The organism is Dyadobacter subterraneus (genome assembly GCF_015221875.1).
In the GTDB taxonomy this organism is placed as follows: domain Bacteria; phylum Bacteroidota; class Bacteroidia; order Cytophagales; family Spirosomataceae; genus Dyadobacter; species Dyadobacter subterraneus.
Map to the genome: position 1 here is coordinate 944,769 of NZ_JACYGY010000002.1, position 13,392 is coordinate 958,160.

Consider the following 13,392-nt stretch of genomic DNA (forward strand, 5'->3'; position numbering starts at 1 on the left):
TAAGTCGGAAAAGCTTAATAAACCACTTTGCCATAACCCTCTTTCTTTCTGTATATTTAAAACCCACACAAGGATTTATATTGGTCATTCGTTAGTCAAATGTTTATTAACTCAAATAAAATTTTAACTTTACTTATTAAAAAAGTGATTTATAAATGAACCAGGAAATTCCGGAAAAGCCCGTCAGCAATTCAAAATCTGTTATCCGTTTACCCATTATTATCAGCATCACGCTGGCTGCCGGTATATTGCTGGGCAGTACCTTTTTTAGCGGAGGCAAAAAGCTGACCGACGTGGCTAAAGGCTATGCGAAATTCCGGGAAGTTTTGCTTTTGGTAGAAAATAATTACGTCGATTCTGTCAATACGGAAGAACTTGTGGATTATTCGATCTCCAAAATGCTGGAAAAGCTGGATCCACATACGGCTTATTTTAATACGGAAGAAGCGACAGCCGCACGTTCACAGCTGGACTCGGGCTTTGATGGTATCGGTGTTGAATTTAATATTTATAATGATACCGTTTATGTGGTAACGCCGTTAAGCGGTGGTCCGTCGGAAACGGTTGGAATTCAAAGTGGTGACCGCATTCTTAAAGTAAATAAAGAAGTACTTTCTGCGCCCGGGGTTACCAATGGGCAGGTTTATAAATTATTGCGCGGCAAACGCGGAACAAAAGTTACGCTTACGATTGAGCGAATTGGTTTAAAAGACAAATTGAATTTTGAAGTAGTACGCGACCGAATTCCTACTTATTCGGTTGACGCTGCATATATGGTTGATAAGGAAATTGGTTATATCAAAGTAACCCGTTTCTCTGAAACTACTTTTGATGAATTCAAATCTGCATTGAGTACGCTCAAAGCGAATGGGCTGAAAAAACTGGTTCTTGATCTTCGCGGAAATCCGGGAGGTTATATGGAGCGTGCGACAAGTATTGCCGATGAATTTATTTCCGGAGACAAATTATTGGTTTACACCGAAGGAAAAGACAGTCGCTTCGACCGTAAAACCCGTTCACATGTGGAAGGTGGTTTTGAACAAGGCGCGTTGGTTGTTCTGGTGGATGAAGGAAGCGCTTCCGCTTCTGAAATTTTGGCCGGTGCCTTACAAGATCATGACCGTGCGTTAGTTGTCGGTCGCCGTTCTTATGGAAAAGGTCTGGTTCAAATGCCGATCAAACTTTCTGATGGCGCAGAATTACGGTTGACGATTTCAAGATATTATACGCCAAGCGGACGCAGTATTCAGAAACCTTATGAAATGGGTAAGGGTGAAGATTACAACCAGGATCTGACGCACAGATATGACAGCGGCGAATTCTTCAACGCGGATAGTATCAAATTTGATAAAACAAAAGCATATAAAACAGACGGTGGAAGGACCGTTTATGGCGGCGGCGGAATTATGCCGGATGTTTTTGTTCCGCGTGATACGCTGATGAACAGCAAATATTTATTTGAGCTTTATGCCAAAAATATTATTCGTGAATATGCTTTGCGTTATGCGAATGAAAATCAGAAAAAACTTGAAAAACAGACATTTCAGGAATATCTAAAAACCTTCCAGATTTCTGATGCCATGATTTCTGAACTTGTTAAAGACGCGACAAGATCGGGAATCAAGTTAAATGAAAAGGAATTAAACCGTTCAAAACCAATTATTCAATCTCAAACCAAAGCTATTATCGGCCGTTATGTTTGGGGAAGAAAACAAAAAAGCGGTTTGAATAACGAGGTTTATGAAGTGCTGAACCCGATGGATAATGTTTATCAAAATGCTTTGAAACAATTTGGTAAGGCCTTGGAACTGGAACGTGGAAATTTCAGTAGTTTGAACACAAAAAAGATAGATAAATAGCAAAAATGTCGCCCGGAAAATGCGGCTGACAAATACCAAATTTAGTTTATAATGTCCCGAATTGCATTAATAACCGGAGCTACATCCGGTATAGGAAAAGCCACAGCAGAAGCCTTTGCCGAAGCAGGAATTGACCTTATTCTCTGTGGCCGTCGCCAGGAAAAATTGGAAAGTGTTGTCGTAGAATTATCTCAAAAAGTAAAAGTTACTACACTTCTTTTCGACGTAAGAGATAAAAAAGCAGTTTTTGATGCCATCATTTCATTGTCGGAAGAATGGAAAAATATTGACATTCTGATTAACAATGCCGGAAATGCGCATGGCCTTGGTTCGCTGGACGAAGGTGATACAGATGACTGGGATGCAATGATCGACGGAAATGTTAAAGGTTTACTTTATGTATCAAAAGCGATTATCCCAACGCTGATAGCCAACAAAAAAGGACATATCGTAAATATTAGTTCAGTAGCCGGAAAGCAAACCTATATCAACGGAGCAGTGTATTGCGCTTCAAAAGCTGCGGTTGAAGTATTGAGTGAGGGTATGCGCCTGGAACTGACACAACACGGAATAAAAGTAACAAATGTCGCTCCTGGTGCGGTAGAAACTGAATTTTCTCTGGTTCGCTTTAAAGGTGATGAGGAACGAGCGGAAAAAGTCTATCAGGGTTTTGATCCTTTGCAGGCAATTGATATTGCAGACATGATATTATATGCTGTAAATGCGCCGGCGCGTGTTACAATAGCGGATGTTACAATTCTTGCAGGTGCACAATCAGCTGCAACAACGATTTATAGAAAGTAAGAAAATCCGATTTTAAGTTATATTGGGTGTTTAGCCAAAATTTTATTTGGTTTAACACCCAATATTTTTTGTAGAAATAAAATAATTCGTAATTTTGAATCATCAGATGATATGATGAATAAAGAAAATATTGTTAAACGGATAAGTCTGGCCGACGATGTTGCCAGCAGATTGCAGCAAAAAATCCAGGATGGAGATTTTGCAATAGGAGAAAAATTGCCAACCGAGCCTGAATTAATGGAAATCTTTGGCGTTGGCAGATCGACAATACGGGAAGCGGTCAGAAATTTATCCAATACCGGGCTCGTTCGTGTCCAGCAAGGTTTAGGCACATTTGTCGAGCAAAAACAAGCTGCCACGGAATCATTATCAGATCGATTTTTAAGAGCAAAAGGACAGGAATTAAATGAAATCCGGCAACTGTTTGAATTAAAAGTTGCTGAAAAAGCAGCAATAAACCGAACGGATGAGGATATCATGCAAATGAAAAAATATCTGGCAGAACGAAAGAAGCTGGCGCTGGCCAATATTCCGGATGCCTGCATTCAAGCAGATATTAACTTTCATTTATCCATTGCCACAGCTTCTCAAAGCGAAATTTTACTCGATTTGTATAAAACAGTAGCGCGTAATATGAAGGAGTATTTTTCAGAAATATATGTGGACACGGAAAGTTTTATAAATACCCAGGAATATCACGAAGCATTACTGCAAAGTATTATAGATCAGAATCCACAAAAGGCATGGGAATGGGCCGCGAGAATAACCGGTCAACCAGTTTAGTATCCGTTTTTTAGAATAATAGTTATGAAAACAATCGAAGAAAATCCTTCAGAATCTTACCAAACCCCTGTTGTTACAGCGGAACAGGCTGTTTTTCCCATTTTATTGGCATTAAGTTTTTCCCATCTTTTAAACGATACACTGCAATCACTCATTCCATCGATTTATCCGATGGTAAAAGATTCCTTTAAATTGAGTTTTTCTCAAATTGGATTAATCACATTTACATTTCAATTAAGTGCGTCCGTTTTTCAGCCATTGGTTGGGTTATATACGGATAAAAAGCCTCAGCCATTTGCGCTTGCAATCGGCATGTGTTTTACTATGCTCGGACTGGTTTCCTTATCCATGGCTCCAAGTTTTGAAATTATTTTGCTTTCCGTTGGTCTGATCGGAATTGGATCCGCAGTTTTCCATCCCGAAGCATCGCGCATTGCCCGTATGGCATCCGGTGGGCGACATGGTATGGCGCAGTCACTTTTTCAGGTTGGTGGCAATGCAGGAAGTTCTTTGGGACCGTTATTGGCGGCTTTAATTATTTTGCCATACGGTCGTCATCAGATTATCTGGTTTTCACTTGTAGCTTTAATCGCCATCATCATTTTGTCAAAAGTGGGCGGCTGGTATAAGAAAAATATGCATTTGAACCGTAAGAAACCAGGTTCTGCAACAGGAAATGAGCCGGCACTGAATCTTTCAAAGGGCAAAGTGGCGTTCTCAATCGGCGTTTTATTGCTGCTGATTTTTTCAAAATACATTTACATGGCAAGTTTGACGAGCTACTATACTTTTTACTTGATCAATAAATTTGGTATTTCAGTACAAAGCTCTCAAATCCATTTATTTATATTCCTATTCTCGGTAGCCGCAGGAACATTTATCGGCGGCCCGGTTGGTGATAAAATTGGTAGGAAATATGTGATCTGGATTTCAATTTTAGGCGTTGCTCCATTTGCTCTTTTATTACCTTATTGCAATCTTTTTTGGACGGGTGCATTAACTGTAATTATTGGTTTAGTACTATCCTCAGCATTTTCAGCGATCCTGGTTTACGCACAGGAATTAATTCCTGGAAAAGTCGGAATGGTAGCAGGTTTATTTTTCGGATTTGCCTTCGGGATTGCCGGAATCGGATCTGCGCTTTTAGGAAAGCTGGCAGACAGTACCAGTATTGAATATGTATTTTATGTCTGTTCCTTCCTGCCGCTAATAGGATTATTAACAGGATTCCTACCAAATCTGGAACGTAAAAAGGGTTAAACGCAGTGTTAGGGAAGTTAAAAAAGGGAGTTTCGCTGAGATTTTTATTCTTCTCTGTGGAACTCCTTTTTTACTCCTTTAACTCTGTGTTTAAATATTTATTCGCAAGATTAGATTGGGATCCGGACAAATCCTCAAAAAATACTCCCTGTTTTCCGCATTGCTCACGCCCGGAAAATCCCCTTTATATTCTCCAACCTCACTGATTACCTGAAAATGAAGATGTGGTGGCCAGTCGCCGTTTTCGGGGAAATTACCAATTGCAGCAATTTTTTCTCCGGCGGCAAATTCTTTTCCTTCATACAACTCGTCCAAAGATTCAAGCGAAAGGTGTCCGTACAAAGTGTAAAATTCAATTTCCTCTAATTCGTGTTTTAAAATAATCGTTGGACCATAATCGCCAAAGTTATTATTAAAAGCGAAACTGTGGACTGTTCCTTTTAGCGGCGCATAAATTGGCTCGCCCGCATTCGCCCAGATATCAACACCTAAATGAATACTTCTCGGATTTTCCTGATTTGTAAAATGATCGCGTTGTCTGTAAATAACCCGGTTTTCATCATATCCGCCAATGCCGATAAATTGATTTTTTAATAACATTACATCAAAAACATAATCTGAAAATACAGAAGTTTCCGTCAGATTTTGAGCCAGCAAATCCTGATTTGATTCTGAAAAATCCAGCCTTCGATAAGGTTTTTCACTCGAAATAACTTTTTCAAAACCGGCATGACTTCGAAGGATTTCTGTTAATGTTTTCATTTCTATGAATTTTGACAAAAAACAAAAAAGCAGATCGGACTTTCTAATAAAGTAAATCGATCTGCTTTTTGTTATTCTATTTTTTATTTTGGATCTAAAGCCAGATCAATTCTTTGCAAAACATCTTTCAGATGATACTTGCTCATTTTGTCGGTTTCCAGCGGAATTGCTTTTTTAATTGAAGCTCTGAGAACTTCCAAATGTCCACGTGCTATCGAAGGCAAATCTGTTTTTTCCAGTTCAACAACACGAGAACTTGAAGCATATAAAGCCCCGGTTGGGATGGATGCAACAGTTGCTTTGCCGGGCTTTAATAAATCAACCAGTTTTTCAGCATATATTTTTTGTAAATTTCTACGATATATATCAATGGCTTGTCCTGTTTTTATTTCCCCCCAAATTCCAGTATCAAGGTCTGCAAGCAGATCTTCAATAGAATAATATTTGGAAGAAGTGCTGGTCTCCATTAGGCGAACGGCTCTGTCGCCTGCAAGCAGGGAAGTAATGGCATATTCCTGTAAAGATTTAATTGACTCTACACCAGATTCGGGCTTTATCTTGTTTAATACATTCTGATCTAATAGCCATACCGGTGTTTTAAATAATTGTGTATTAAGGAAACTAACAGCTTCTTTCTGAGTTAGTTTTGGAACTGTTATAAATTCTTCTTCCTCCATATCATAGGTGACAGGAGTATCATAAATACCACCTACATTTTTAATAACATGGCCAAGATAACGACGATACTGAGCCACAATGTTGCCATATAACTCGTCAAGTTCTTTGTAACTTTCGCCATCTTCTTTACTCCATTTTATTAAATTGGGAAGAATTCGTTTCAAGTTTTTAATACCATATTCTGACGCTTTCATAGCATTATCACTTAAATCTTCCATTTGATAGCGAGGGTCATACGGACTGTTTTCTGTCCCAAAATGTAGGGCCTGATTTTTATAAGCCTCTTTTGTCCAATTGTTCAAAATCGCTTTTTCTTCTTTTAGACTGGTATTGGGTAAATAACTATAACCCCACTTGATGGCCCATTTATCATAATCACCAATTCTTGGGAAAAGATTGGTAATGCCGTCTTCCGGCTGCGCTACATAATTGAAACGTGCATAATCCATAATGGACGATGTGTGTCCATTTTTTTCAAGCCAGGCTTTGTCGCGTAATTTTTCAACCGGCGTTGCTGAACTTGCACCCATATTATGTCGCAAACCCAGCGTATGCCCAATTTCGTGGGAAGAGACAAAACGTACGAGTTGAGACATTAGCTCGTCATCAAAATTCTTTTTACGCGCCGCAGGATCGACGGCAGCTCCCTGGATCATATACCAGTTACGCAGCAAACGCATCACGTTATGATACCATCCGATATGACTTTCAATAATTTCACCGCTTCTCGGGTCATTAACATTGGGCCCGTAAGCATTTTGAATATCTGCGGCGAAATAGCGGATTACCGAAAACCGGGCATCTTCTAGGCTCATTGTTGTATCTTTTTCCGGCCAGTATTCTCCACGGATCGCATTTTTCCAACCCGCTTTTTCAAAAGCAACCTGCCAGTCGTCAACACCTGCTTTTAATGCTTTTCTCCACTTTTCAGGTGTTGCCGGATCGATGTAGTAAATGATCGGTTTTTTAGGTTCTATCAATTCACCGTTTTTCTGACGGGCCGCATCTTCTGCATTTTTGGGTTCCAAACGCCAGCGAACAGCGAAAATTTCATTATCTGATTTCTGAGATTCTTCTCCAAAAATGGCATATTGATTGGCAAAAAATCCTATCCGGTTGTCAAAAATCCGCTTCCGCATTGGTGTTTTTGGAAGAAGAATTAAGGACGTATTTAATTCCAAAGTAACCACACCGGCATCATAGCCCGATGGTAAGTAAGATCCAACCGTTGGAGCCGGAGACAATGAAATGGCTGGCGGAACAACGGTAAAAGTTTTCACAGTACGAATTTCCGTATTGATAGGGTAGGCGCTCATTTTTTCAATGTATGACGCTTCCTTCTTAAACGCAGCCAGTTTATGGATTTGTTTTACAATCGGACTTAATGAAAAGGTCTGATTATCAGCATTGAAAAAATCAGTTACCTCAATAACAGACGATTTTTCATTATCTCCTTTCTTCAAAGCCTTGATATCAAAAACCCCAATAATCGGATCAGAATTTGAATTTTTTACGGCCTGAAAAATTGGTTTTGTACTATCCGGACTGGCCACTACGACGGTTTCGGAACGTAGCAAAATATTATTATCCTGTCCTTTTTCCCAGCGAAGCATTTGTCTTTTAACTTCTTCTCCGCCAAAAATTCCACCACCGGCTGCCGTTTTGGAATAACGTGTCACAGCCATAATATCTCTGTTCAGCAAAGTATCGGGGATTTCGAAATACCATTTTTCAGCCATTTTATAGACTGAAATCATTCCTTTCTGGCCTTTGGCGGAATCGTCAATAAAATCCTTGAAATCTTTCGGACTTTTTTTCTTTTCGTCTTTCAGTTTGTCTTTAACAGCATCTGCTACTGCATCTACCGCTTTTTCAACTTTTTTGTCGTCTTCTTTTTTGTCTTTTTTCTTTTGTGCCTGTGCAAAAGTGAAGGTTAACGTTAAGCAAAGGAATAGGAGGCCTCTTCTGAATTTCATGCAGTTAAAAAACGGGTTTTTTATGATTGGATAAACAAAAATAGGAAATTGGTTGGTATAGCAACAAAGTATTCTTTTGGACAAATAAATTTTGTCCAAAAGAGATTGTCAGTTCAATATATCTATGTGAAATGGAAAGGGTTATCTGTTCATCACTTTCGACAGAACACCTTCTTTTAAAGAATGACTTGAAACCTGAATCTGTTGAATTTTATGACTTTTTAAAACATAATCAACCAGACAAACTGCTACTACGATCATATCCACGCGCAGTGCAATCATACCCGGAATTGCCATTCTTTCGTCATGATTTCCAGATAAAATCAAGGCGTAGGCACGGTAAAATTCTTCCATTGACAGGGGGAAATCGGTTATGTCCTTTGGCGGCCATGCACCTACACGAAATTGATAATCCATGTCCACCAAAGTATCGAATGTTCCTGAAACACCAACCAGTTTTGTTGGTGCATATTGATGAACCGCATTGGCCAGCGGAATTAAGTTCTCATCAAAATAATTATATAATCGCTTTTTATCGCTCTCTGAAATCGGATCATTTTTCATGAATTTTTCCATCAAACGCTGTCCGCCAATTTCAAAACTTTGTTTCCAGAAAATCTGATTTTCATTACCGATAATAAATTCCACACTTCCGCCACCAATATCCATGATCAGCGAAGGTTCTTTTCCCAATTTTACACCTGTCCTAACACCGGTGTAAATATATTCGGCTTCTTCATTTCCATCAATTACGGTGATTTTTATGCTGGTATCTTTCAAAATCTTTTCACAAAAATCTTTTTGATTGTCGGCATTCCGGATAGCGCTTGTTCCAAAGGCAAAAGTATTTTCATTGGAAACTTCAAAAATATCCAGCTGCTCACGGAAAGTCAACAACACTTTCAGCGCACGTTCGGTTGCCTCATTGGTGATGATGTTTTTGTTGATTCCACCCAGTCCAATCTGGGTTGGCTGACTTTTATGGAAAAGTGTAGTGATATTTTCACCATTTTTTTCAACAATCAGCAGGTGGAATGTATTCGTTCCTAAATCGATAATACCCAATCGGGAGCTCATAGGCAATGGTTAATGGGTTAATCCCTTCATTATAATGGGCAAGTTGCAAAAAATACCTAATTTTTAATGAGTTATTTCTTGATTTTCTGTTTAATAAGTCTTTTCTTTGCAGTCCAATTTCAGAAAACCAGTTCAAAGAACATTATATCTTATAAGCATGCTTATTATTAACATTAAGGACAACGAATCGATCGATCGCGCTTTGAAGCGTTACAAAAAGAAATTTGAAAGAACTGGCACAATGCGTCAGCTTCGTTCTCGTACCGCATTCGAAAAACCATCTGTAAAGCGTCGTTTCGAAGTTTTGCGTGCGGTATACAAAGAAAAAACTTACGGTCACCTGGAAGACTAGTTCTTTTGAATTGTTTTTCTGTTGAAAAGTAGGATGGGAGAATTATATCCCATGCAATAACATTAAGGAAAAGGGTTGTCTTGTATTAGACAACCCTTTTTTGTACGTTAGGGCTATGATAGAGCCCTTTTTGGAATTTTTAGCATTTGAAAAACGATCCAGCGAACACACGGTAACTTCTTACCGCACTGACCTGGACCAGTTTAGAAAATATTTGCTGTTCCAATATGAAGTTGACAAACCGGAAACAGCTACTTCGGTTATGCTTCGCTCCTGGATCGTCAGTTTGATGGAAGAAGGTTTAAATCCAAGTTCTGTTAATCGGAAAATGGCTTCGCTGAGATCTTACTACGGATTTCTGCGCCGTCGTAAACATATATTAAAAGATCCTTCAACTATTTTATCTTCCATGAAGACACGGCGAAAACTCCCGGCTTTTGTTGAAGAAAAAGCCATGGAATCACTTTTTGATTCAGAAGGATTTACGGATGATTTTATCGGTCACCGGGATCGTGTGATCATGGAATTGTTATATGGAACAGGTATGCGTCTTTCAGAACTGATCGATCTTGAAATTAATAATCTTGAACTTGAAGCAAGAATTATTCGTGTGACGGGTAAAAGAGGAAAAGAACGCTTGATCCCGATTTCAAGCTTGCTTGTTCAGTTTTTGAAAGATTATCTGGTTTTAAGAGCTCCCGAAGAAGCAACAAGAGCATTGATTTTGACAGATTCCGGCAAAGCGGCTTATCCCGTTTTTATTCAAAGGACGGTTAAAAAGTACCTTTCAGAAGTTACCACTCTGTCGCAAAAAAGTCCGCACGTTTTGCGCCATACCTATGCAACACATTTGTTGAACCGCGGTGCTGATCTTAACGCAATTAAAGAACTGTTGGGCCATGCCAATCTTGCCGCGACACAGATTTATACACATAATTCCATAGAAAAACTTAAAAAAACGCATCAGCAGGCCCATCCAAAGGCCTGATCCCGATTTTTTCAGGTATATTTGTTTTGCATTGCCAGTCTCAAAATAAAATTTTGTCACGCTATTATGAATAACAATTTCCAGGACGCAGTTGTTACCAAGTACAATATTTTCAATAGCCTTTTTCTGAGTTTACCGTACCGCGGTATTTTTCAGACGGGCTCTTTACTTCCTTTGCTGACGCAACACAGCGAGGTGGGTTTTCAGGAGGGAAAGTCTCCCAAGCAAATTATTGAGCTTTTTTTTGAAGAATTATTGGTAACAGCCACTGCGAAAGAACGAACCGATCTTTTATTTGCCTTTATTCAATATATTGAAAGACAGGTAGTTTTGTTTGATTCAGTTGAAGATGCAGCTTTTGATCAGACGCATGAATTAAATGGAAAAGGGTCGATCACTTATTTGACGGACCGTCTGGATAATGATACTTTAAAACAAAAGCTTTTAAATAAACTTGAAGATTTTAGTGTGCGTATCGTGCTTACTGCGCATCCAACACAATTTTATTCAGGTAAAGTTTTAGGAATTATCAATGATCTTGAAGATTCGATCAAGGTTAATGATTTCACGGAGGTGAATCAGCTTCTTCTTCAGCTTGGAAAAACGGCTTTCATCAATCATGAAAAACCAACTCCTTTTGATGAAGCGGTAAGTTTGTGCTGGTTTTTGGAAAACGTTTACTATGATGCAATTCCGGCGATTCTGATCAAATTGATTGATGGTTTGGGGATGAACGCGCACGACTGGCCATATCCAAATGTTTTCCGTCTTGGTTTCTGGCCGGGTGGCGACCGTGATGGTAATCCTTTCGTAAGTGCGGATACAACTTTGCAGGTAGCCGCTCGTTTGCGCGAAACGCTGCTTAGAGGTTATTACCGTGATATCCGTAATCTGAAACGCCGTTTAACTTTCAAAGGTGTGGAAGATACGATTGCACTTGCAGAACGTAAAATGAACAGCACCATCTTCGGACCATTTGAAGAAGGATACAAAAATGCTCAGGAATTAATTGATGAACTTTTGCTTGCACGCGTGGTGCTTGTTGGAAAACATCAGGGACTTTTTGTTGAGCTGCTGGATAATTTTATCCTGAAACTAAATCTTTTCGGATTTTTCTTTGCAAGTCTTGATGTACGTCAGGATAGCCGGAAACACGGAAAGGCCTGGGAGGATATTCTGAAAAGACTTGAAAAGAAAATTCCTTTATTAAAATATAGCGATTACGAAGATTGGGAAGAAAGCAAGAAAATTGATCTGCTGCTTTCTCTTAATATTCCGTTGCGCGTTGAAGATTACGAGGATGAGCTGACAAAAGATATTTTGGGCTCGATCAGTGCGATCAAAACGATTCAGGGACTTAATGGTGAGCAAGGTGCGCACCGTTACGTGATCAGCAATAACACTTCTGCGCTTAATGTGATGCAGGTTGTTGCTTTGGCAAAAAACCTGATTGCGGATGAAAACGGATATCTGGCTCTGGACGTAGTTCCATTGTTTGAAACTGTGGACGATTTAGCCAATGCGCCGGAAATCATGCGTACGCTTTATACCAACGAATATTATAAAAACCATTTGTCGAAACGTGAAAACCACCAGACAATCATGGTTGGATTTTCCGACGGGACAAAAGATGGTGGTTATTTAAGAGCCAACTGGTCAATTTATCGTGCAAAAGAAGAATTGACAAAAGTTTCCCGTGAGTTTGGAATCAAGGTCACCTTCTTCGACGGCCGTGGAGGTCCTCCGGCGCGTGGTGGTGGGAATAACCACAATTTCTATTCTTCACTGGGAAAAGATATTGAAGACAAAGAAATCCAATTGACAGTTCAGGGACAAACGATCAGTTCGAACTACGGAACTGTGACTACGGCTATGTACAATCTGGAAAGACTTTTCACAGCCGGACTGGAAAATCACCTTTTCCGTGGAGATAGAAAAGAAGAAGAATTAAGTGCCGAGGATAAGGATTTACTTGAAGAAATGGCTGCTGCGGCATATACTTCCTACCTTGACCTTAAAAACCATCCGATGTTTGTAAAATATCTGGATAAGAAAACACCATTACGTTTTTATGGACAAACCAATATCGGTAGTCGTCCAACCAAACGTGGAAATGATGATGAAGGGTTGAAATTTGAAGATTTGCGTGCGATTCCTTTTGTGGGTTCATGGGCGCAGATGAAACAAAATGTACCTGGTTTCTATGGATTTGGTACTGCAATTCAGGAACTTTCTAAAGATGGCAAAAAAGAAGCGATCAAGGATCTTTACAAAAAATCTTTATTCTTCCGGACGTTGATTGAAAACTCAATGCAGTCATTGTCAAAAGCATTTTTCCCTGCAACAAAATATCTGCGTGACGAAGAAGATTACAAAGAATTTTGGGATAAAATGTATGCTGAATTCAAATTAACGTTGGATACATTGCTTGATGTTTCTGAGCAAAAAGAACTTCTGGATAGCAATAACGTAACAAAAGTTTCAATCAAAGTGCGTGAACGAATCGTTTTGCCTTTGATCACGATTCAGCAATATGCACTGCAAATGTTGGCAGAAGATCCTAAAACGCTACCAGTTGATGTTGAAACTTACAATCAGCTGATTATGCGCGCGATGTTTGGAATTATTAATGCAGCAAGAAATTCTGCATAATCTCATTTCATTTTTAAATAACAGTACTGTTAAATAAGCCAGGCAATTTATTTTGTCTGGCTTATTTTTTATGACCATATTAAGAAGAGCCCCTTTACAGTTTATAGTATAGCAAGTCAAACTCATTACGAGTATGATTTGAAAACCCAGAAAACATTAATCAAATGAGTAGTAAAACACTTAATTGTTTAAAATTTTTTC

At 39.1% G+C, this 13,392-nt stretch carries 10 protein-coding genes; 7 read left to right on the forward strand and 3 right to left on the reverse strand.

From position 1 onward, the window contains the following. Positions 1-155: 155 nt before the first annotated feature. From IEE83_RS29400 to IEE83_RS29415, 4 genes are all read left to right on the forward strand, one after another. On the forward strand, positions 156-1,859 hold the full coding sequence (locus IEE83_RS29400) for a S41 family peptidase (protein ID WP_194124299.1): 1,704 nt from the start codon (positions 156-158) through the stop codon (positions 1,857-1,859). Between the two features lie 51 nt (positions 1,860-1,910). Continuing rightward, positions 1,911-2,663, forward strand: a complete 753-nt coding sequence (locus IEE83_RS29405) for an SDR family NAD(P)-dependent oxidoreductase (RefSeq protein ID WP_194124300.1) — start codon at positions 1,911-1,913, stop codon at positions 2,661-2,663. A gap of 111 nt (positions 2,664-2,774) precedes the next feature. Then, positions 2,775-3,446 (forward strand): FadR/GntR family transcriptional regulator, encoded by a 672-nt coding sequence (locus tag IEE83_RS29410; protein ID WP_228102123.1) that lies wholly within the window; start codon positions 2,775-2,777, stop codon positions 3,444-3,446. A 24-nt stretch (positions 3,447-3,470) separates the two neighbouring features. Further along, a complete protein-coding gene (locus tag IEE83_RS29415) occupies positions 3,471-4,706 on the forward strand; it encodes an MFS transporter (protein ID WP_194124301.1) in 1,236 nt (411 codons plus the stop codon). Between the two features lie 90 nt (positions 4,707-4,796). Here IEE83_RS29415 and IEE83_RS29420 read toward each other — a convergent pair whose 3' ends face one another. The 3 genes from IEE83_RS29420 to IEE83_RS29430 form a co-directional block, all read right to left on the reverse strand. Beyond that, positions 4,797-5,468: a peptidoglycan DD-metalloendopeptidase family protein gene (locus tag IEE83_RS29420; RefSeq protein ID WP_194124302.1), complete on the reverse strand. Its 672-nt coding sequence runs from the start codon at positions 5,466-5,468 to the stop codon at positions 4,797-4,799. Between the two features lie 83 nt (positions 5,469-5,551). Next, entirely contained in the window at positions 5,552-8,122 is a 2,571-nt protein-coding gene (locus IEE83_RS29425) for a zinc-dependent metalloprotease (protein ID WP_194124303.1), read from the reverse strand. Positions 8,123-8,263: 141 nt separating this feature from the next. Beyond that, on the reverse strand, positions 8,264-9,199 hold the full coding sequence (locus IEE83_RS29430; protein WP_194124304.1) for a Ppx/GppA phosphatase family protein: 936 nt from the start codon (positions 9,197-9,199) through the stop codon (positions 8,264-8,266). Positions 9,200-9,356: 157 nt separating this feature from the next. Here IEE83_RS29430 and rpsU point away from each other — a divergent pair, with 157 nt between their 5' ends. The 3 genes from rpsU to IEE83_RS29445 all read left to right on the forward strand — a co-directional run bounded on the left by rpsU (position 9,357) and on the right by IEE83_RS29445 (position 13,191). Further along, positions 9,357-9,551: a 30S ribosomal protein S21 gene (gene rpsU / locus IEE83_RS29435; protein WP_090336895.1), complete on the forward strand. Its 195-nt coding sequence runs from the start codon at positions 9,357-9,359 to the stop codon at positions 9,549-9,551. A 115-nt stretch (positions 9,552-9,666) separates the two neighbouring features. Then, on the forward strand, positions 9,667-10,539 hold the full coding sequence (locus IEE83_RS29440) for a tyrosine-type recombinase/integrase (RefSeq protein WP_194124305.1): 873 nt from the start codon (positions 9,667-9,669) through the stop codon (positions 10,537-10,539). Between the two features lie 66 nt (positions 10,540-10,605). Beyond that, entirely contained in the window at positions 10,606-13,191 is a 2,586-nt protein-coding gene (locus IEE83_RS29445) for a phosphoenolpyruvate carboxylase (RefSeq protein WP_194124306.1), read from the forward strand. The last annotated feature ends 201 nt before the right edge of the window (positions 13,192-13,392 follow it).